The organism is Streptomyces sp. NPDC019531 (genome assembly GCF_044903305.1).
GTDB lineage: Bacteria > Actinomycetota > Actinomycetes > Streptomycetales > Streptomycetaceae > Streptomyces.
The window spans coordinates 106,189-125,871 of the sequence record NZ_JBJDQL010000028.1 but is presented as its reverse complement, the minus strand read 5'-3'; the positions used below and the strand labels follow the sequence as shown (position 1 = coordinate 125,871).

General features: G+C 70.6%; 18 protein-coding genes. 11 read left to right on the top strand and 7 right to left on the bottom strand.

What is annotated here, in order from left to right; all coding sequences use genetic code 11:
* From ACI2L1_RS28630 to ACI2L1_RS28615, 4 genes are all read left to right on the top strand, one after another.
* A partial coding sequence (locus tag ACI2L1_RS28630) for a hypothetical protein (protein WP_404742258.1) occupies positions 1-276 on the top strand: 276 nt, incomplete at its 5' end.
* Entirely contained in the window at positions 273-2,486 is a 2,214-nt protein-coding gene (locus tag ACI2L1_RS28625; protein ID WP_404742257.1) for a trypsin-like serine protease, read from the top strand. The genes ACI2L1_RS28630 and ACI2L1_RS28625, both read left to right, overlap by 4 nt.
* A 229-nt stretch (positions 2,487-2,715) precedes the next feature.
* On the top strand, positions 2,716-4,665 hold the full coding sequence (locus ACI2L1_RS28620; protein WP_404742256.1) for a DNA/RNA non-specific endonuclease: 1,950 nt from the start codon (positions 2,716-2,718) through the stop codon (positions 4,663-4,665).
* A gap of 30 nt (positions 4,666-4,695) precedes the next feature.
* A complete protein-coding gene (locus ACI2L1_RS28615) occupies positions 4,696-5,742 on the top strand; it encodes a hypothetical protein (RefSeq protein WP_404742255.1) in 1,047 nt (348 codons plus the stop codon).
* Between the two features lie 33 nt (positions 5,743-5,775).
* On the opposite strand, the gene ACI2L1_RS28610 is transcribed toward ACI2L1_RS28615, so the two are convergent.
* From ACI2L1_RS28610 to ACI2L1_RS28595, 4 genes are read right to left on the bottom strand one after another with little or no spacing between them, the layout of a single operon-like run.
* Positions 5,776-6,192, bottom strand: coding sequence for a Fur family transcriptional regulator (locus tag ACI2L1_RS28610; protein WP_404742254.1), 417 nt, complete (start codon positions 6,190-6,192; stop codon positions 5,776-5,778).
* Positions 6,193-6,251: 59 nt separating this feature from the next.
* On the bottom strand, positions 6,252-7,154 hold the full coding sequence (locus tag ACI2L1_RS28605) for a metal ABC transporter permease (RefSeq protein WP_404742253.1): 903 nt from the start codon (positions 7,152-7,154) through the stop codon (positions 6,252-6,254).
* Entirely contained in the window at positions 7,154-7,912 is a 759-nt protein-coding gene (locus ACI2L1_RS28600; protein WP_404742252.1) for a metal ABC transporter ATP-binding protein, read from the bottom strand. The genes ACI2L1_RS28605 and ACI2L1_RS28600 overlap by 1 nt, the downstream gene beginning before the upstream one ends.
* A gap of 17 nt (positions 7,913-7,929) precedes the next feature.
* The gene (locus ACI2L1_RS28595) at positions 7,930-8,877 is read right to left on the bottom strand and encodes a metal ABC transporter substrate-binding protein (protein WP_404742251.1); all 948 of its coding nucleotides are present in this window, start codon (positions 8,875-8,877) and stop codon (positions 7,930-7,932) included.
* A 128-nt stretch (positions 8,878-9,005) separates the two neighbouring features.
* On the opposite strand from ACI2L1_RS28595, the gene ACI2L1_RS28590 reads away from it, so the two are divergent.
* The 5 genes from ACI2L1_RS28590 to ACI2L1_RS28570 all read left to right on the top strand — a co-directional run bounded on the left by ACI2L1_RS28590 (position 9,006) and on the right by ACI2L1_RS28570 (position 13,710).
* Positions 9,006-10,388, top strand: a complete 1,383-nt coding sequence (locus ACI2L1_RS28590; RefSeq protein ID WP_404742250.1) for a glycine--tRNA ligase — start codon at positions 9,006-9,008, stop codon at positions 10,386-10,388.
* A 79-nt stretch (positions 10,389-10,467) separates the two neighbouring features.
* On the top strand, positions 10,468-11,079 hold the full coding sequence (locus ACI2L1_RS28585) for a LysE family translocator (protein ID WP_404742249.1): 612 nt from the start codon (positions 10,468-10,470) through the stop codon (positions 11,077-11,079).
* Positions 11,080-11,127: 48 nt separating this feature from the next.
* Positions 11,128-12,141 (top strand): aldo/keto reductase, encoded by a 1,014-nt coding sequence (locus tag ACI2L1_RS28580; protein WP_404742248.1) that lies wholly within the window; start codon positions 11,128-11,130, stop codon positions 12,139-12,141.
* Between the two features lie 26 nt (positions 12,142-12,167).
* Complete coding sequence (locus ACI2L1_RS28575) at positions 12,168-12,773, top strand: TetR family transcriptional regulator (RefSeq protein ID WP_404742247.1); 606 nt, start codon at positions 12,168-12,170, stop codon at positions 12,771-12,773.
* 31 nt (positions 12,774-12,804) lie between these two features.
* Positions 12,805-13,710: a UTP--glucose-1-phosphate uridylyltransferase gene (locus ACI2L1_RS28570; RefSeq protein ID WP_404742246.1), complete on the top strand. Its 906-nt coding sequence runs from the start codon at positions 12,805-12,807 to the stop codon at positions 13,708-13,710.
* A 3-nt stretch (positions 13,711-13,713) separates the two neighbouring features.
* Here ACI2L1_RS28570 and ACI2L1_RS28565 read toward each other — a convergent pair whose 3' ends face one another.
* Positions 13,714-13,920, bottom strand: a complete 207-nt coding sequence (locus ACI2L1_RS28565) for a hypothetical protein (RefSeq protein ID WP_404742245.1) — start codon at positions 13,918-13,920, stop codon at positions 13,714-13,716.
* 110 nt (positions 13,921-14,030) lie between these two features.
* A complete protein-coding gene (locus ACI2L1_RS28560) occupies positions 14,031-15,458 on the bottom strand; it encodes an MFS transporter (protein WP_404742244.1) in 1,428 nt (475 codons plus the stop codon).
* Between the two features lie 101 nt (positions 15,459-15,559).
* On the opposite strand from ACI2L1_RS28560, the gene ACI2L1_RS28555 reads away from it, so the two are divergent.
* Entirely contained in the window at positions 15,560-16,462 is a 903-nt protein-coding gene (locus tag ACI2L1_RS28555) for a helix-turn-helix transcriptional regulator (RefSeq protein WP_404742243.1), read from the top strand.
* Between the two features lie 429 nt (positions 16,463-16,891).
* Here ACI2L1_RS28555 and ACI2L1_RS28550 read toward each other — a convergent pair whose 3' ends face one another.
* Positions 16,892-18,337, bottom strand: coding sequence for an MFS transporter (locus tag ACI2L1_RS28550; RefSeq protein ID WP_404742242.1), 1,446 nt, complete (start codon positions 18,335-18,337; stop codon positions 16,892-16,894).
* Positions 18,338-18,443: 106 nt separating this feature from the next.
* Here ACI2L1_RS28550 and dusB point away from each other — a divergent pair, with 106 nt between their 5' ends.
* Positions 18,444-19,562, top strand: coding sequence for a tRNA dihydrouridine synthase DusB (gene dusB / locus ACI2L1_RS28545; protein ID WP_404742241.1), 1,119 nt, complete (start codon positions 18,444-18,446; stop codon positions 19,560-19,562).
* Positions 19,563-19,683 lie beyond the last annotated feature (121 nt).

The following is a 19,683-nucleotide window of genomic DNA, read 5'->3' as shown; positions in this document are numbered from 1 at the left end:
GCCGACTGCGTGACCGGCACGGGCCAACTGGAGGTCCAGGCGCGGGACAAGAGCAAGGTCTGCTTCGACGTGAAGGGCACCTCGGGCTGGCTGACGCTGGAGCTGCCGTCGGTCTACCTGATCCGCGGCAACGACTACACCACCGAGGTCGACATGACGGTGGGTACCGAGGAGCAGTCGTACGACATCGCCAAGAACGCCTGGACCCCGGTGGGCGAGAGCACGGACGAACAGGCCCGTGAGTTCACGCTCCTGGAGATCCGGAGCACCAAGTGACCCCACACAGCGGCCCCTTGCGCCGCCTCGCGCCGGCCGCGGCCCTGTGCGCGGGTGCCGTGGTGCTGACCGCTGTGCCCGCCGCTGCCGTGACCGGCCCCGCCGTCTCCGCCGCCGACACCACCTACGCCTACACCGCGCAGATCACCGTCGGCGACCACGACCGCGGCTGCTCCGGTGTCCTGGTCGACCGCGAATGGCTGCTCACGGCCGCCAGTTGCTTCGCCGCCGACCCGGCCACCAGCCTGAGCGTGCCCGCGGGCAAGCCTGCCGTGCAGACCACCGCGGTCATCGGCCGCTCCGATCTGACCGGCACCTCCGGCGCCGCCCGCGAGATCGTGCAGCTGGTCCCGCGCACGGACCGCGACATTGTTCTGGCCCGCCTGAACCGCCCGGTCACCGGCGTCAGTCCGATCGCCCTGGCCACCGCCGCACCCACCGCGGGCGAGACCCTCACCCTGGCCGGCTACGGCCGCACCGCCACCGAGTGGTCCCCGCTCAGCCTGCACACCGGCACCTTCACCGTGGACACCCCCGCCGCCACGACCGCCTCGGTCACCGGCACCAGCGGCATCGCCGCGTGCATGGGAGACACCGGCGGCCCCCTGGTCCGCGCCGGCTCCACCGCCCAACTGGCCGCTCTCGCCAGCCAGTCGTACCAGGGCGGCTGCTATGGCATCGATGCGGCGGTGACCAGCACCGGCGGCGTAGTGACGCGCGTGGACGACCTCGCCTCCTGGGTGAGCTCCACCACCGGAGCCGTCCGCGCCACCGACTTCAACTGCGACGGCGTCGGGGACATCGCCGTCTCCGACCCCCAGGCCTCCGTCGGCGGCGACGCCAAGGCCGGCCTGGTCCGGATCGTCTACGGCGGCGGCAAGGGCACCGCCCAGATCGACCAGGACCTCGACTGGGTCTCCGGCGCCGCCGAGGCCGGGGACGGATTCGGCGAGGCCATCGGCACCGTCGACTATGACGAGGACGGCTGCACCGACCTCGTGGTCGGCACCCCGGCCGAGGACATAGGCACGGTCGCCGACGCGGGCATGGTCGACATCCTGCACGGCGCGAGCGGCGGTCTCGGCACCGGCGCCGCCAAGGACACCCACCTCGAACAGGGCGCGGGCACCGGTTCGTTGGCCGCCTCCGTCAGTGAGACCGGCGACCGTCTGGGCCACGCCCTCGCGGCGGGCACGACCGCGTCAGGTGAGCCGTTCGTGGTGATGGGCGTGCCCGGCGAGGCCCTCGGCTCGATCGCCAAGGCCGGCAGCGCCATCTATCTGCACGGCACCACCAACATCGCGATCAACCAGGAGGCCACCGGCGTCTCCGGCGCGGCCGAGGCGAACGACGGCTTCGGCACCAGCGTCGCCGCCGACGCGAACAACATCGCGATCGGCGCACCCGGTGACGCCATCGGCTCGGATGCGAACGCGGGCAACCTGGCCGTCTTCTCCCACACGCTGAACTCGGAGAACCGTCCCACCCCGCTGTTCGGCCTGGACCAGGACCTCGACACCGTCTCCGGCGGCGCCGAGGCCGGTGACCTCTTCGGCCAGTCCCTGGCCCTGGTGCCCTACCGCCCCTCGGGAGCCACGTCCGCCACCGAGTCGATCCTCGCGGTCGGCGCGCCCGGCGAGGCCCTGAGCGTCGACGGTGTGGACAAGGCCGAAGCGGGCCTGGTGCTGACCTTCCGGATCACCGCGGCCGGCACGTTCAGCCAGCTCGGCGGCTACGACTCGGGCACCGGCGACGACGACGTCTCCGGCACCGCGGAGGCCGGCGACCACTTCGGCCAGACCCTGGCCGCGATCAACACGGCACCGCGCGCGGTGAGCAGTACGGCGACGATGAAGCTCGCCGTCGGCATCCCGGACGAGGCCATCGGCACGACCGCGAGTGCGGGCGCCGTGGAGACCTTCTCGCTCCTGGGCACCCCGGGCGCGAACGACCGCTGGCTGGAGGTCGGCGACGGCGACGGCATCCCCGGCACCCCGGGCGCGAACCAGAAGCTCGGCAGCAGCCTCCACTACACCGGCACCAACCTGTACGTCGGTCTGCCCTACGGCCCGTCCACGTACGGCACCCTGTACGCCCTGCCCCTGTCCAACGTCACCGCCGGCGGCACGGTCGCCCCGGTGACCACGTACCAGCCCGGCACCGGCGGCCTCCCCGCCGCCGGAACGGACTTCGGGTACGCGGCGCGGTGACCCACGAGCCCCCTGGGGGCCGGCGACCACCGGTTCCCAGGGGGCTCTTCCTGCGCCGGGCTCCGACGAACCCACCGCGGCGCACGGCATCCGGACAGGCAGCAGGAGAACCGCCACGCCGCCTTCCTCCCGGCGGATCAATCGGCGCAGCACGTCGGCGACTTCGGCCAGGGCCGGAACCTGACGCCGCCCCGGCGCACCGCGCCGTTCCCCCTGCCAAGAAAGAGGTATGACGCTCATGCATGCGATACGACCTGAACGGCGGCCCGGTCGAAGACGAGCCCGGTCGACCCTGCTGACCCTGCTGACCGCGGTGACTCTCGGACTCACCACGCCCGGCGTGAGCTATGCGCAGCAGGATGCGGAAGCGGCGACGCAACAAGTGAGCGGGACCGATTCGGCGGATGCGCCGGCGGCCGAACCCCTCACCACCACCAGCGCTTTCCCGGCGGACTCCGGGGAGCACTGTCAGCCCACGCGGGCACGCTCGAAGGAACGCCGGGCAGGCGCCGCCGAGGCATGTGTGAGCACGAGCCCCGCCCCGGCCAAGGCCAAGAGCACCGCGACACAACAGCAGACCCTCGCCGCGGTCGCGGCCGCCGGCAGCTGCGACATCACCACCCCCGGCACCTACTCCTACGAGCGCTTCGGGTACTGCGTGACCGGGGTGAACGTCGTCTACATCCTGCGGGACAGCAACGGCAAGGAGCTCGGACGCGGCACCCTGTCGATCTCGACCAGCGCGACCCTGCCCAAGAGCGGCACGACGTGGAGCGAGCAGGTCACGGTGACGATGACCGCCGCGAGCGGCACCGTCACCGCCCTCAACGCCAAGTTCCGCGCCTCCTGCGGAACCGGCTGCACGACGACGAAGACCGCGCCCTGGTACGGCGGTGACCTGACCCTGGGTCAGTCGCTCAGCGGCACCGTCGCCTACTCCTCGTCGCAGGCCTCGGGCGCCAAGGCGGAGTTCACCACCTCGTACAAGCTGTACGTGACCTCCCCGGGCGCCACGGCCGTCGACCCGAACGCCTCGTGGGACAACCCCCGCAAGATCCGCTGCGACGACGCGGTCGGGGGCACCTCGTCGGCGGGCTGTGCCGTCCCCTCGGTCATGCCCGTCGTGCCGATGAGCGCGCAGGGCTCCGACCCCGGCGGCGCCGTGGCCGCCTATGAGTGGGCGCAGAAGAACCTCAACGACGCCTGGGGCAAGGGCAAGCCGCTGACCCGGTCGACGAGCGGCGTGGCCGACCGCACGGCCAGCACCTGCGGAGGCTTCGCGGCGCAGACGGATCTCGTCGACACCGACACCTGCGGTGAGTTCCCGTTCGCCGAGGCGAAGGAAGGGGGAACCGCCGGCGCCCAGTGCGTCGAGGTGATCCCCAACCTCGGCAACGGCGAATGGGACACGTACATCCTGGGCGACAGCCGGGATCTGGACCGGACCCGGCCCTGTGTGCGTGCCCATGTCCCGGCCGCCGACAAGCAGTTCGCCGACGCTCAGCTCACCGAGGGCTTCGCGGACCAGCGGGTGATCGACGCCGACCAGTTCGAGGTGACGTTCACTACGCCGGACACCGGCCCGCACGGCAGCTGCCTGGACACCACGCCGTCCGGTTCGCTTCCGAACGGCGACGGGTGGAACCTGAACACCACCGAACCGGTCCTCCACGTCAACAAGACGACCACCCCGCTCGGCGCGGCCGGAGCGCGGCCGACCCAGGCAACGGCATGCCTGGGGAGGAACACCAACAAGGGCACCGCCGCACAGGGAGACATCCCGGGCTGGCAGGACGCGATGCTGTTCAGACAGGCCAACTCGTCCACTTCCGGGCTGGCTCGGTGTCACCTGATCCCGAACGTCACCGGCGGAAGGGGTATACAGGCCAATCTCGTCCCCTGCTGGCAGGTCGGGATGAACACCGGCACGCCCAGCATGCGAACCTACGAGGCCATGGCGCAGGACCTGATCAAGGGCGACGTCGCCTTCTTCGGAGTGGACGACGCGCTCTTCTACCAGGTGACACCCGTCTACAAGGACGAGACCAGCACGATCCCGGTGGGAGTCACGATGAACGCTAATATCGAACGGGCGGACGGGACGACCGAGGAGCTGTTCCCCAACGTCTATGTCCCCAACACCCAGGAGAACACCGGGTTGCTCAACCTCGGTAACTGATCAAGTCAGTTCGCGCCATCGGGAGCCAGCATGAGTTTCACCACCCCGCCGCGGCCGCTCGACGTGACCGCGCTCTTTCCTCAACTGGCCCCGCTGGCGCGCACGGCGACCCGGTTGCATCCCCGGCCCGGGTCTCCGACCGTGCACGACAGCTCCGTCGGCGGGCCGCTCCTGTGGCCCGCCGACGAGCCGTGGCCCCACTGCGAAGGACCGCACGACAGTCGCGTGACGAGAGTGGTGCACTCTCCGGACGACATCAGGGCCTTTCGCCGCAGGGGTGTGGCAGCGGCCGAGCGGCGGGCCCGCGATCCCCAGGCACCCACGGTCACGCCCGAGGAGCTGGAGGCCGCGCAGCGGTTCAGGGAGGGTCGCCCGTGGTTCGACGGCCCGATTGCCATGATGCCCGTGGCCCAGCTCTACGCCCGCGACGTCCCTCTCCCGGGCAGCCCTCCGGAAGCCGATCTCCTCCAGGTCCTGTGGTGCCCCTTCGACCACGCGTCGGCGGCGCACCCCCGAACCGCCCTCTTCTGGCGCTCCTCCGCCTCCGTCACCGACGTCCTCGACGCCCCGCCCGAGCCGCCCGTGATCCAGTCGAACTGGTACCTCCCGGAACCCTGCCTGCTCGCACCGGAGCAGGTCACCGAGTACCCCAACCCCATGGAGCTGAGCAAGGAGCTGCAGGAGGAGCTGGGCGACGTGAGCCGGTGGGAGACAGCCGGATCCGCGTGGGACAGCACCGCCGGGGTGACCCCGCAGGAGTTCTACTTCGGCAACCTGTGCCACGCCCCGGGGTGGAAGACCGGCGGCTGGACCCGCTGGGGTCTCACCGACCCCATGCCCCGGCCCTGCCCCGAATGCGGCACCGAGGCGACCCCGCTCCTCACCATCGCGTGCGCGGAATGGGACTCCGACAGTGAGAGCTGGAGGCCCGAGGAGGAACGGACGAACCCGACTCCGCTCCTCATCGGCACCCCGCCCGCGAACTTCACTCTTCTCGACATCGCCGGCGGCTACGACCTGCAACTCCATGTCTGCCCGAAGTCCCCGGACCATCCGCACATCGAACTGGTCCAGTGAGCGAGCCCGCCGCGCGGACCACCGCGGGCGCGGTCAGCTCTGGGCGGCCGCGCACTCCGCGCAGGTGCCGAAGATCTCCACGGTGTGCGCCACGTTGACGTAGCCGTGCTCGGCCGCGATCGCGTCGGCCCACTTCTCCACGGCCGGGCCCTCGACCTCGACCGCCTTGCCGCAGTGCCGGCAGACGAGGTGGTGGTGGTGCTCGCCGGTGGAGCAGCGGCGGTAGACGGACTCGCCCTCGGAAGTGCGCAGGACGTCGACCTCGCCCGCGTCGGCGAGGTTCTGGAGCGTGCGGTAGACCGTGGTCAGACCGACGGCGTCGCCCCTGTGTTTGAGCATGTCGTGCAGTTCCTGTGCGCTGCGGAACTCGTCGACCTCGTCTAGGGCCGCCGCCACGGCGGCCCGCTGCCGAGTGGCACGGCCCTTCACGGGCGGTCCTGCGGTCGTCACGAAATGCCTCCTCGCTTCGGCTCCTGCCGGGCCATTGTGCCAGCCTGGCCTGTGCCGGGTCAGACGCCGACCGTGCCGTCGGCCTCCCGAGTGGCCGGAATCGCACACTCCGCGGGGTCCCCGGCCGGCTGCCGGGCGGCGACCGTGCGGGCGCGGCGGCGGGCCAGCGGGGTGGCCAGCGCGGTCAGCAGGACGAAGGCCGCGATGGTCAGGAGCACGATCGTCGCGCCGGGCGGCACGTCCTGGTAGTACGAGGTGATGGTGCCGCCGATCGTCACCGTCACGCCGATGGCCACCGCGATCGCGAAGGTGGCCGCGAAGCTCCGGGTGAGCTGCTGCGCCGCCGCCACCGGCACCACCATCAGCGCGCTGACCAGCAGCAGTCCCACCACGCGCATCGCCACGGTCACCGTCACGGCCGCCGTGACCGCCGTCAGGAGGTTGAGCGCTCGCACCGGCAGGCCCGTGACCCGCGCGAACTCCTCGTCCTGGCTGACCGCGAAGAGCTGCCGGCGCAGACCGAGGGTGACGAGCACCACGAACGCGGCCAGCAGACAGATCGCCGTCACGTCGGACTGCGAGACCGTCGAGAGCGAACCGAACAGGTACGAGGTGAGATTGGCGTTCGAGCCGCCGGGTGCGAGGTTGATGAACATCACGCCGCCGGCCATACCGCCGTAGAAGAGCATCGCGAGGGCGATGTCGCCGCGGGTCTTGCCGTACCAGCGGATCAGCTCCATGAGGACCGCGCCGAGGACGGAGACGAGGGTCGCCATCCACACCGGTGACCAGGAGAGCAGGAAGCCGAGGCCGACGCCGGTCATGGCGACATGGCCGATGCCGTCGCCCATGAGGGCCTGTCGGCGCTGGACCAGGTAGATGCCGACGGCGGGGGCGGTGATGCCGACCAGGACGGCGGCGAGCAGGGCCCGCTGCATGAAGGCGTAGTCGAGGAAGTCCATCAGCTCAGCAGTCCCGTGCGGATCGGCTCGTGGTCGTGGGGGTGGACGTGGTCGTGGCCGGGGAGAGCATGCTGGCCGACGGCTCGCGGGGGCGGGCCGTCGTGCTGCACACAGCCGTCGCGCAGGACGACCGCCCGGTCGATCAGGGGTTCCAGCGGGCCGAGTTCGTGCAGGACGAGCAGGACCGTGGCGCCCTGGGCGACCTGTTCCCCGAGTGTCCGCGCAAGCACCTCCTGGCTGGCCAGGTCCACGCCCGCCATCGGCTCGTCCATGATCAGCAGCTCGGGTTCGGCGGCGAGCGCGCGGGCGATCAGCACCCGCTGGTGCTGGCCGCCGGAGAGAGCGTTCACGGAGTCCTTCGCGCGGTCCGCCATGCCGACCAGCTCCAGGGCCCGGCGTACGGCCTCGTGGTCGGCCTTGCGGAGCATGCCGAAGCGGGCGCGCGACAGGCGCCCGGAGGAGACGATCTCGGTGACGGTCGCGGGGACGCCGCCCGCGGCGGTGGTGCGCTGCGGGACGTACCCGACGCGGGCCCAGTCCCGGAAGCGGCCGCGCGGGGTGCCGAAGAGCTCGATCTCACCGGCGGACGTGGGTACTTGGCCTATGAGTGTGCGGATCGCGGTGGACTTGCCGGAGCCGTTGGCGCCGAGCAGCGCGACGACCTCACCGCGGTTCACGGTGAGGTCGATGCCGCGCAGGACGGGCCGCGAGCCCAGGTCGGCGCGGACGCCGCGCAGGGATATGACGGACTCGGTCATGCCGTTCTCCGGTGGTGTCATTTCGCTCCCAGGGCGCTGCGCAGCGCCTTGAGGTTGGCTTCCTGGACCGAGAAGTAGTCCTTGCCGCGGGACTTTGCGGTGATGCCCTCGATCGGGTCGAGGACGTCCGTCTTCAGCCCGGCGTCGGAGGCGATGGTCTTCGCGGTCTTGTCGCTGACGAGCGTCTCGTAGAACACGGTGGTGACGCCGTCGGCCTTCGCCATCTTCTCAAGGTCCTTGACGCGGTTGGCACTGGGCTCCGACTCGGGGTCGAGGCCGTTGATGGCCTCCTCGGTGAGGCCGTAGCGCTCGGCGAGGTAACCGAAGGCGGCGTGGGTGGTGATGAAGACCTTGGTGTCGGTGTCGGCGAGACCCGTCTTGAACTCGCTGTCGAGGGCGTCGAGCTTCTTCACGAGCGCCGCGGTGTTGGCCTTGTAGTCGGCCGCGTGCTCCGGGTCCGCCTTCTCCATGGCCTTGCCGACGCCCTCGGCGACCTGGGCGTAGCGCACCGGGTCGAGCCAGATGTGGGGGTCGAGGCCTTCGAGTTCCTCGTTCGCGTGGTCGTCGTGCTCGGCCGCGTGGCCGCCGACCTCGTTGCCGTGCTTCTCCAGCTCGGTGAGGGAGGAGGCGTCGATCTTCGTCTTGATCTCGGACTGGGCGACCGCGTCGTCGACGGAGGGCTGGAGGTTCTTGAGGTAGACCACCGCGTCGGCTTCCTGGAGCTGCGCGGTCTGTTTGGCGCTGATCTCCAGGTCGTGCGGCTCCTGGCCGGGCTCGGTCAGGCTGGTGACGCTCACATGGTCCCCGCCGATCTGCTCGGCGAGGAAGGCCATCGGATAGAAGGAGGCGACGACGTCGAACTTGCCGTTGCCGCCCGCGGCGGCGCTGTCGGTGGAGCAGGCGGAGAGGGCGGCGAGGGCCCCGGCGGCAGCGACCATGGGTATGAGGCGACGTCGTACGTTCATGACAGTCATTTTCACCAAACATGGAAACCGTTGTCAACAAAGCTCGGGTCTCGAACCGATTTGATACGGGGGGTGGCCGCGCCGGTAACCTGAGGCATTCGCTGCCGTCCCGTAATGAAGAGAGCACCGTGGCCGCCGACAAGATCGACACCATCGTCAGCCTGAGCAAGCGCCGTGGCTTCGTTTTCCCCTGTAGCGAGATCTACGGCGGTCAGCGCGCCGCCTGGGACTACGGACCGCTGGGTGTCGAGCTCAAGGAGAACCTGAAGCGTCAGTGGTGGCGTTACATGGTGACGTCGCGCGAGGACGTGGTCGGTATCGACTCGTCCGTGATCCTTGCCCCCGAGGTCTGGGTCGCCTCCGGTCACGTCGCCACCTTCTCCGACCCGCTCACCGAGTGCACCTCCTGCCACAAGCGGTTCCGTGCGGACCACCTGGAGGAGGCCTACGAGGCCAAGCACAAGCGCGCCCCGGAGAACGGCCTGCTGGACGTGAACTGCCCCAACTGCGGCAACAAGGGCCAGTTCACCGAGCCCAAGCAGTTCTCGGGTCTGCTCTCCACCCACCTCGGCCCGACCCAGGACACCGGCTCCATCGCCTACCTGCGTCCGGAGACCGCGCAGGGAATCTTCACCAACTTCGCCCAGGTGCAGGTCGCTTCGCGCAAGAAGCCGCCGTTCGGCATCGCGCAGATGGGCAAGTCCTTCCGCAACGAGATCACGCCCGGCAACTTCATCTTCCGCACCCGCGAGTTCGAGCAGATGGAGATGGAGTTCTTCGTCAAGCCGGGCGAGGACGAGAAGTGGCAGGAGTACTGGATGGAGCAGCGCTGGAACTGGTACACCGGCCTGGGCCTGCGCGAGGAGAACATGCGGTGGTACGAGCACCCGAAGGAGAAGCTCTCCCACTACTCCAAGCGCACCGCTGACATCGAGTACCGCTTCCAGTTCGGCGGCAACGAGTGGGGCGAGCTGGAGGGCGTGGCCAACCGCACCGACTACGACCTCACCGCGCACTCCAAGGCCTCCGGCCAGGACCTCGTCTTCTACGACCAGGAGGCCGCCGAGCGCTGGACGCCGTACGTCATCGAGCCCGCGGCCGGTGTCGGCCGCGCGATGCTGGCGTTCCTGCTCGACGCGTACGTCGAGGACGAGGCCCCCAACGCCAAGGGCAAGCTGGAGAAGCGCACGGTGCTGCGTCTCGACCACCGCATCGCCCCGGTGAAGGTCGCGGTGCTCCCGCTCTCCCGCAATCCCGAGCTGTCCCCGAAGGCCAAGGGCCTGGCCCAGACGCTGCGCCAGAACTGGAACATCGAGTTCGACGACGCGGGTGCGATCGGCCGCCGCTACCGTCGCCAGGACGAGATCGGTACGCCGTACTGCGTGACGGTCGACTTCGACACGCTCGAGGACAACGCGGTGACGGTCCGCGAGCGGGACTCGATGAAGCAGGAGCGGGTGTCTCTGGACCAGATCGAGGGGTACCTGGCGGGCCGGCTGATCGGCTGCTAGGTCCGTTTGTTATTGGCCCCCGATACAGGCCGTGCTTTGGCCCTGTATCGGGGGCCGTTGCGTTTACCAGGCTTGTCCCATGAGCCTCGCCTTTCTCCTCACCACCCTTGTCGTGGTCGCCACCCCCGGTACCGGGGTCGTCTACACGCTGGCCGCGGGACTCTCCCGCGGCCGTCGCGCGAGCGTCGTCGCCGCGTTCGCCTGCACGCTCGGGATCGTGCCGCACGTCCTGGCCACCGTCACCGGGCTCGCCGCGCTGCTGAACGCCAGTGCGGTGGCGTTCCAGGTGGTGAAGTACGCCGGGGTCGCCTACCTCCTGTACATGGCCTGGGCGACCGTCCGGGACAAGGAGGCGATCGACGTCGAGCCGGGCGGTATGCCACGGTCCGCGGGCCGGGTGATCGTCCGGGGCGTGCTGATCAACCTCCTCAACCCGAAGCTGACGATCTTCTTCTTCGCGTTCCTGCCGCAGTTCGTGGACCCGGGGGAGCCGCGGGCGCTGCCCCGGATGCTGGTGCTGAGCGGGGTCTTCATGCTGGCGACCTTCGTGGTCTTCGCCGTGTACGGGGTGCTCGCGGCCTCGGTGCGCAATCAGGTGATCTCGCGGCCCCGGGTGATGGCGTGGCTGCGGAGGAGTTTCGCCGGCTCCTTCCTGGTGCTGGGAGCCAAGCTGGCGGTGACTGACAAGTAACAGCTGACAGATATTGAAAGCTGTCAGCTGTCATGCGAGGGTGGCTCCATGACGATGCAAACCCGTACCCTCGGCACCACCGGCCCCCAGGTCTCCGCTCTCGGCCTCGGCTGCATGGGCATGTCCTCCGCCGTGTACGGCGACGCCGACCGCACCGAGGCGATCGCGACCATCCACGCCGCCCTGGAAGCCGGCGTGACCCTGCTCGACACCGGCGACTTCTACGCCATGGGGCACAACGAGATGCTGGTCGGCGAGGCGCTGCGCACCGCCCCCGCGGCCCGCCGCGAACAGGCCCTGCTCAGCGTCAAGTTCGGCGCCCTGCGCGACCCGGACGGCGGCTGGAGCGGCAACGACGGTCGGCCCGCCGCCGTGAAGAACTTCGCCGCCTACTCGCTCCAGCGCCTCGGCGTCGACCACATCGACGTCTACCGCATAGCCCGCGTCGACCCGGACGTGCCGATCGAGGAGACGGTCGGCGCGATCACGGAACTCGTCGAGAAGGGGTACGTCCGGCACATCGGCCTCAGCGAGGCGAGCGCGGACAACATCCGGCGGGCCGCCGCCACCGCGCCCATCGCCGACGTCCAGCTGGAGTACGCGATCATCACCCGCGACATCGAGCGCAGGATCCTGCCGGTCATGCGTGAACTGGGCATCGCCGTCACGGCGTACGGAGTGCTCTCGCGAGGCCTGATCTCCGGCCACGTCACCCGCGACAGCCGGTTCGGCGCGAACGACTACCGCTCCGTCTCGCCCCGCTTCCAGGGCGACAACCTGCACCACAACCTCGACCTCGTGGAGGCCCTGCGCAAGATCGCCGACGGCAAGGGGGCGACGGTCGCCCAGATCGCCACCGCCTGGGTCCTCTCGCGGGGCGAGGACATCGTGCCGCTGGCCGGCGCCCGCACCCGGGAGCGGCTCAGCGAGTCGCTGGGCGCCCTGGACGTCGTACTCGACGCGACGGACCTGGCGGCCATCGAGGAGGCCGTACCGGCGGACGCGGCGGCCGGCACCCGCTACCCGGCCCAGCAGATGCCGCATCTCGGCACGGAACAGTGATCGTGGTGCCGGGTACCGTTTAGGTCATGGCAGCCACCGAGACCCTGACCGCCGAGCGCATCCTCGAAGCCACCGAGGAGGTGCTGCGCCGCCACGGCCCGGCCAAGGCCACCGTGGTCGACGTGGCCCGCGCGCTCGGCGTCAGCCATGGCAGCGTCTACCGGCACTTCGCCACGAAGGCGGCGCTGCGGGAGGCGGTCACGAAGCGGTGGCTGGACCGGACGACGGGTGCGCTGGCCGCCATCACCGAGGCGGACCGCGATCCGGAGTCCCGGCTGCGGGACTGGTTCGCCGCCCTCTTCGAGGCCAAGCGCCGCAAGGCGGGCGACGATCCCGAGCTCTTCGCCATGTACCAGGTCCTGGCCGGCGAGAGCGGCGAGCTGGTCCGCGCGCACCTCGCCGACCTGGACGGGCAGCTGGCCCGGATCATCCGCGACGGCACCGCGACAGGCACCCTCACCGCGACCGACCCGTCCACCACGGCCCGTGCCCTCTTCCAGGCCACGTCCTGCTTCCACGACCCGGCCTACGCCTCCCAGTGGGAAGAGCCGGGCGTGGAGGAGCAGTTCGAGGCGGTCATGGATCTGCTGCTGCGCGGGCTGCGGACCGGCGGGGCGGTACCGTCCCCCTGACACCGGTCCCGAGAGAAAGCCGACAGACCCGATGCCCCCCACCATCCGCAGGGCCGTGATCCCCGCCGCCGGACTCGGCTCCCGGCTGCTGCCGCTGACCAAGGCGACGCCGAAGGAGATGCTCCCGGTCGGCGACAAGCCGGTCATCGAGCACACCGTGCGGGAGCTGGTGGACTCCGGCATCACCGACATCACCATCGTCGTCTCCGGCGGCAAGTCCCTGATCCAGGACCACTTCCGCCCCAACCCCGCCCTGGTCGAGCAACTGCGTGCCGACGGAAAGACGGCCTACGCGGACGCCGTCGAGGAGATCACCGAGCTGGCCCGCCGCGGCCACATCACCTACCTCGACCAGCACGGCCCCTACGGCAACGGCACCCCGGTGCTGAACGCCGCCCGCTCCTTCGGCGACGAGCCCGTCCTGGTGCTGTGGCCGGACGACGTGTTCGTGGCCGAGGTGCCGCGCGCCCAGCAGCTGATCCGCGCCTACGAGCAGACCGGCTGCCCCGTCCTCGCCCTGATGCCGATGGACCCCACCGAGTCGCGGCGCTACGGCGTCCCGCTCGTCAAGGAGGACCTCGGCGCCGGCACCCTGCGCATCACCGGCCTGGTCGAGAAGCCCGACCCCACCGCCGCGCCCTCGTCGTACGCGGCCATCGGCGGCTATGTCATCACCCCGGGCATCATCGACGAACTCCGGGAGCGCACCCGCCGCTGGTACGAGCACCGCACCGGCGAGATCTACCTGACCGACGCCATCAACGCCTACGCCGCCACCCGCGCGGTGTACGGCCAGGTCATCCAGGGCCGCTGGTACGACACCGGCAATCCGGCCGACTACCTGGTGGCCCAGATGGCGCACGCCCTGGCCCATCCCGAGTACGGCCCGCTGCTGCGGCGCCTGGTCGGCGACCTGGACACCGGCGAGGGCTCCTGACCCTCAGCTCTCCTTCGGGTCCACCGTCGCCTGGTGGGCCTCCGCCAGGTGTTCCTCGGCCTTCAGCCACGGCAGGAACTGCGCGGCCTTGCGCCAGCCGCAGGTCTCGCATCTGATCGTCCGTTGCGGGCCCTTGCGGAGCACTTGGACGACGTGTTCCCGCCCGTGCTGGTCCCAGCGGCTCACCTTGCTCGTGTTGGTCTGCAACATGTGCCTCGCCTCCGGCAAGGAGTGTGCAGCAAGAACAACATCAACAGCAGTATCTTCACGGGGCGTTCGCCAAGACTTGAGCCCTGCCGGAGGCCTTTCCGACGGCCCTGTCAGGCGATCGTGCGCGGCAGCCGAAGGCTCAGTACGCCCGTCAGGACCACACCGGCCAGCTGCACGAGCAGCGCCGTCACCAGGGCGTCCCGCATACCCATGCCGGGGACCAGGGCCAGGAAGAGGGTGCCCAGTGTGGCCACGCCGAGGGCCAGCGCGGACTGCTGGGTCGTGCCCATCACACCGCTGCCCACACCGGCCCGCGCGGGCGGCACCTCGGACAGCACGAGCCGCATGACCACGGGGAGTTGGAGGGCCTGGCCGACTCCGGCGATCGCGCCGCCGGGCAGGAGCGGGAGCAGGCCGAGGTCCGGCCAGGAGTGCCGGGCGGCCAGGATGATCAGCCCGAGACCGACCGCCTGGAGCACCGTGCCCGCGGTCACCACCCGGGTGCCGTACCGGGCGATCAGCCGCGGCCCGGCGATCGACGTGAACAGGAAGGTCACCGCCAGCGGGGCCAGAGCCAGGCCCGCCTGGACGGCACCCAGCCGCGCGCCCTCCTGCAGGGCCACCGCGATCACGAACATGAAGCCGGAGAAGCCCATCGAGAACGGCACCATCAGCACCAGACCGCGCCGCAGCGACACCAGCCGGAACAGGCTCGGCGGCACCAAAGGCGTACGGCCCGCGCGGTCCGCCCTGCGCTCCACCGCGTAGAACGCCCCCGCCAGGAACGGGAACGCCCCCAGCGACAACCAGGTCCACAGCGGCCAGCCCGCGGCCCTGCCCTCCGTCAGCGGGGCCAGCAGGGCGAGCAGGGAGGCGGCCAGCAGGACCGTGCCGGGACCGTCCACCGGCTCCGGGCGCCGGGCCCGGGTCTCCGGGACCGTACGGGCGGCCAGCAACAGGCCGACGAGCACGACCGGCACGTTCACCAGGAACACCGCGCGCCAGCCGGTGCCCGCGATGTCGGCCGCGACCAGGACACCGCCGAGGATCTGGCCCGCCACCATGGACAGGCCGGCCGTCGCGCCGTACAGGCCCATCGCCTTCGCGCGGCGGGCCCCGGCGGTGGTCGACTGGATCGTGGCGAGGACCTGCGGCAGCATCGCGGCCGACGCGGCGCCCTGCGCGACCCGTGCCGCGACCAGGGCCCAGGCGGTCGGTGCGAGCCCGCAGGCCAGCGAGGCCAGCCCGAAGGCCGCCATACCGCCGAGGAAGAGCCGGCGTCGCCCGAAGAGGTCGCCGAGCCTGCCGCCGAGGACCAGGAGGACGGCGTACGCCACCCCGTAACCGGCGACGACGAGTTCGAGGACCGACTCGCTCGCGGAGAGGTCCGCGCCGATGGTGGGCAGGGCGACGTTGACGATGAAGAAGTCGATGAGGGGGAGTGCCGCGGCGAGCAGCACCGTGAACAGCCCGAGGCCGCCCAACTCGGGTGGCACGGTGGGACGGACGGGGCGTGGAGTGGTGGTTTCGGTGGTCACGGCTCCGAGCCTGCGCCCGCGCCCAGACGGGTACCAGAGTCTCCTTATCCTGGTAGAAGAACCACCTGGCAACAGGGTCCCGGTGGAGGCAGGCTGGAGGCATGACGACCATGGCCCAGGAGACAGCCGTACCGGCGACCGCGTCCACCTCGGCTTCGGCGGTCCGGCGCCATGAACTCGCCGCCTTCCTGCGCCACCGCCGCGAGCACATCGCCCCCGAGCAGGTCGGCCTGCCGCGCGGCCGCCGGCGCCGCACCCCCGGCCTGCGCCGGGAGGAGGTCGCGCATCTCTCCGCGGTCGGCGTCACCTGGTACACCTGGCTGGAGCAGGCCCGCGACATCCAGGTCTCCGTGCAGGTCCTGGACGCCCTGGCCCGCACACTGTTCCTCGACCCCGTCGAGCGGGCCCACCTGTTCCAGCTCGCCGGAGCCGTCGACCCGACGCCGGCCACCACCTGCCCGTCGATCACGCCCGGACTCCGGCTCGTCCTCGACCAGTTGGGGCCGATCCCGGCCTGTGTGTCCAACAGCCGTTACGACATCCTCGCCTACAACCGCGCCTACGGCCTGCTGCTGTGCGACCTGGACGCGGTGCCGCCCGAGGACCGCAACTCCATGCTGCTCTCCTACACCAACGAGGAGTGGCGCTCCTCGATCGTGCACCTGGAGGAGGTCCGACGGCTCATGGCCGCCCGTTTCCGCGCCGGCATGGCCGGGCATCTCGCCGAGCCCGCCTGGAAGACGCTCCTGAAGCGGCTGCGCACCGAGTCCGCGGAGTTCCGCGAGGTCTGGGACCGCCACGAGGTCGGCGCCTCCAGCCCGCGCCGCAAGGAGTTCCTCAACCGGTACGTCGGCCTGATCGCCGTCGACCACACCGACCTGTGGCTCGGCCCCGAGACGGGCTCACGCCTGGTGACCTACGCCCCCGCAGACGAGGAGTCCCGACGGCGACTGGAGAAACTGCACGCGATCGCCCTGGAACGGGTCCCCGTGGGACAGGCGTGAGCTGGATCGTGCCCCCGTCCTCTCACTTCCTTGAGGGGCGCGGGGCTGTGTCGATGTGCGGCTCCGCCGCGTGGGCGCGACCAGGTCCGACCGGCGGTCGGACGCCGAGTTGCGCGCTGACCCCCGCCGCTTCGCGCACCTCGACAAAGTGCGTGACCGGGGTGCGTCCGGGCTGTCGGCGCGTGGACTCCTTGAGGGGCGCCGGGCTGTGTCGATGTGCGGCTCCGCCGCGTGGGCGCGACCAGCCCACCGGCCGGTGGTCGCAGAGCTACGCGCCGACCCCCGCCGCTTCGCGTACTTCGACAGAGTGCGTCGGGGGTGCGTCCGGGCTGGCGGCGAGTGGACGTACTTGAGGAGGGGCGCCGGGCTGTGTCGATGTGCGGCTCCGCCGCGTGGGCGCGACCAGCCCACCGGCCGGTGGTCGCAGAGCTACGCGCCGACCCCCGCCGCCTCGCGCACCTCGACCGACTCCAGCCGTTCAGCCGTCCGCTCAGCGGTCCGCCGGGCCCACCGCCCGCTGGTCACCGCACCGAACACCAGCACAACCAGCCCGCACCCGGCGAGAATCCACCACCCCGGCACGGCGGCGGACACGAACTTCTCCTTGTACGACGACGCCCCCACCCCCGACGCCAGCACCGCTCCGATCACCGCGACCCCCAGTGTCTGCCCGAGCTGACGACTCGTGGAGGCGACGGCCGCGGCGACCCCGGCCTGAGCCCTCGGCATCCCCGACACCGCCGTGTTCGTGATCGGCGCGTTGACCAGCCCGAACCCGATCCCGAACAGCAGGTATCCGAGGAACAGCGTCACATCGGACGTCTCCGCGTCGAACGCCGCGAACAGCACCCCGCTGGCCGTCGTCATGACCCCCGCGATCACCAACGGCAACCGTGGCCCACGGCTCCCCACCAGCCGCCCCGCGAGCGGCGCGCACAGGAACATCGGCACCGCCATCGGCAGCATCCACAGGCCGGCGTGCAGCGCGTCCAGTCCTCGTACGTTCTGCAGGTACAGCGTCGACAGGAACAGGAACCCGCCAAGACCCGCGAACGCGCTGATCGCGATCACCGTGGCCCCACTGAACGGCGCCGACCGGAAGAACCGCAGGTCGATGAGGGGCTCGTCGCGCCGGGGCTCGTACCAGAGGAGTCCGGCCAGCGCGAGGACGGCCACGACGGCGAAGGGCAGGACGTACGAGAACCCCGAGGCCGGCGCCTCGATGATCGCGTACGTCAGCGAGCCGAACAGCGCGATCACCAGAAGCTGCCCGACGGGGTCGGGGCGGCGGGCCCTGGGCGCCCGGGACTCGGGGACGTACCGCAGCGTGAGCAGCAGGGCCGCGATGCCGACCGGCAGGTTGACCCAGAAGATCGACCGCCAGCCGACCGATTCCACGAGCAGCCCGCCCACCAGCGGACCGGCGGCCATCGAGATACCGACGACCGCGCCCCACACCCCGATCGCACGGGCGCGCTCACGCGGGTCGGTGAAGGTGTTGGTGATGATCGACATGGCGACCGGGTTGAGCATCGAGCCACCGACCGCCTGCACCATGCGGAAGGCGACCAGCGCCTCCAGGTTCGGCGCGGCGGAACAGAGCGCGGAGCCGATCGTGAAGACGACCAGGCCCGCCATGAAGACACGCCTGCGGCCGATCCGGTCGGCCGTGGAGCCGGCCAGCATCAGCAGCGAGGCGAGGACCAGGGTGTACGCGTCGATCGTCCACTGGAGGCCCGCAGTGTTCGCGCCCAGGCTCCGCTGCATGGCGGGCAGGGCGACGTTGAGGGCGGTGGTGTCGAGACTCACGATCAGCAGGCTCATGCAGCAGATCGCGAGGACCAGCATCCGGCGGCGGGGGCTGAGCTCGGGCATGCGCTTCATCGTACGCCCGTATCGATAGTGCGTCTAACTAATGGTTGCTGCATGATCGCTGCGGGGTGTCCCCGGGGCTGGTGCGTGGATGCGTGACAATGGGGGAATGCAGATCGGCCCGTACTCCGTCCAGCCACCCGTCGTCCTGGCCCCCATGGCCGGGATCACCAACGCGCCCTTTCGCACCCTGTGCAGAGAGTTCAGCGGCGGCAAGGGGCTGTTCGTCAGCGAGATGATCACGACCCGGGCCCTGGTCGAGCGCAACGAGAAGACCATGCAGCTGATCCACTTCGACGCGACCGAGACACCGCGCTCGATCCAGCTGTACGGAGTCGACCCGGCCACCGTCGGCAAGGCCGTCCGCATGATCGCGGAGGAGGATCGCGCCGATCACATCGACCTGAACTTCGGGTGCCCGGTGCCGAAGGTGACCCGCAAGGGCGGCGGGTCGGCGCTGCCGTACAAGCGGAACCTGCTGCGGGCGATTCTGCGGGAGGCGGTGAGTGGCGCGGGGGATCTGCCGGTCACGATGAAGATGCGCAAGGGCATCGACGACGACCACATCACCTACCTGGACGCGGGGCGGATCGCGGTCGAGGAGGGGGTCACCTCCATCGCGCTGCACGGGCGTACCGCCGCCCAGCACTACGGCGGCACCGCCGACTGGGACGCCATCGCCCGGCTCAAGGAGCATGTGCCGGAGATTCCCGTGCTCGGCAACGGCGACATCTGGTCGGCGGAGGACGCGCTGCGGATGGTGCGGTCCACCGGGTGTGACGGGGTGGTCGTAGGGCGGGGGTGTCTGGGGCGGCCGTGGCTGTTCTCGGATCTGGTGGCGGCGTTCGAGGGGCGGACCGATTTCCATCAGCCCCCTCTGCGTGAGGTCGCCGATGTCATGGTGCGGCATGCCACGCTGCTGGGGGAGTGGATCGGTGACGAGGCGCGTGGGGTCATCGACTTCCGTAAGCATGTGGCCTGGTATCTGAAGGGTTTCGCGGTCGGGAGTGAGATGCGCAAGCGGCTCGCGATCACTTCTTCGCTGGAGGAACTGCGTTCCGGCCTCGACGAGTTGGATCTCGACCAGGCGTGGCCGGTTGGTGCGGACGGGCCTCGGGGGCGTACGTCCGGTAACAACAGGGTGGTTCTGCCGGATGGTTGGCTGAAGGACCCGTACGACTGTGCGGGGATCGGGGAGGATGCGGAGCTGGACACGTCTGGGGGGTGACGGGGGGATGCCTGCGGCGGCCTGTGCGGGTGGGGTGGGGGCGGGCGTTTTGCGCAGTTCCCCGCGCCCCTGAATGCCTGCGGCGGCCTGCCTCGGTTCGGTGGGGCTTGTGTAGCGCGTC

Bases quoted from the DNA above. Each gene is read 5' to 3' on its own strand.
- ACI2L1_RS28620 (WP_404742256.1), top strand. From the start codon at position 2,716: ATGACGCTCATGCATGCGATACGACCTGAACGGCGGCCCGGTCGAAGA.
- ACI2L1_RS28615 (WP_404742255.1), top strand. From the start codon at position 4,696: ATGAGTTTCACCACCCCGCCGCGGCCGCTCGACGTGACCGCGCTCTTT.
- ACI2L1_RS28605 (WP_404742253.1), bottom strand. From the start codon at position 7,154: ATGGACTTCCTCGACTACGCCTTCATGCAGCGGGCCCTGCTCGCCGCC.
- ACI2L1_RS28600 (WP_404742252.1), bottom strand. From the start codon at position 7,912: ATGACCGAGTCCGTCATATCCCTGCGCGGCGTCCGCGCCGACCTGGGC.
- ACI2L1_RS28595 (WP_404742251.1), bottom strand. From the start codon at position 8,877: ATGAACGTACGACGTCGCCTCATACCCATGGTCGCTGCCGCCGGGGCC.
- ACI2L1_RS28585 (WP_404742249.1), top strand. From the start codon at position 10,468: ATGAGCCTCGCCTTTCTCCTCACCACCCTTGTCGTGGTCGCCACCCCC.
- ACI2L1_RS28580 (WP_404742248.1), top strand. From the start codon at position 11,128: ATGACGATGCAAACCCGTACCCTCGGCACCACCGGCCCCCAGGTCTCC.
- ACI2L1_RS28575 (WP_404742247.1), top strand. From the start codon at position 12,168: ATGGCAGCCACCGAGACCCTGACCGCCGAGCGCATCCTCGAAGCCACC.
- ACI2L1_RS28570 (WP_404742246.1), top strand. From the start codon at position 12,805: ATGCCCCCCACCATCCGCAGGGCCGTGATCCCCGCCGCCGGACTCGGC.
- ACI2L1_RS28565 (WP_404742245.1), bottom strand. From the start codon at position 13,920: ATGTTGCAGACCAACACGAGCAAGGTGAGCCGCTGGGACCAGCACGGG.
- ACI2L1_RS28555 (WP_404742243.1), top strand. From the start codon at position 15,560: ATGACGACCATGGCCCAGGAGACAGCCGTACCGGCGACCGCGTCCACC.
- ACI2L1_RS28550 (WP_404742242.1), bottom strand. From the start codon at position 18,337: ATGCCCGAGCTCAGCCCCCGCCGCCGGATGCTGGTCCTCGCGATCTGC.
- dusB (WP_404742241.1), top strand. From the start codon at position 18,444: ATGCAGATCGGCCCGTACTCCGTCCAGCCACCCGTCGTCCTGGCCCCC.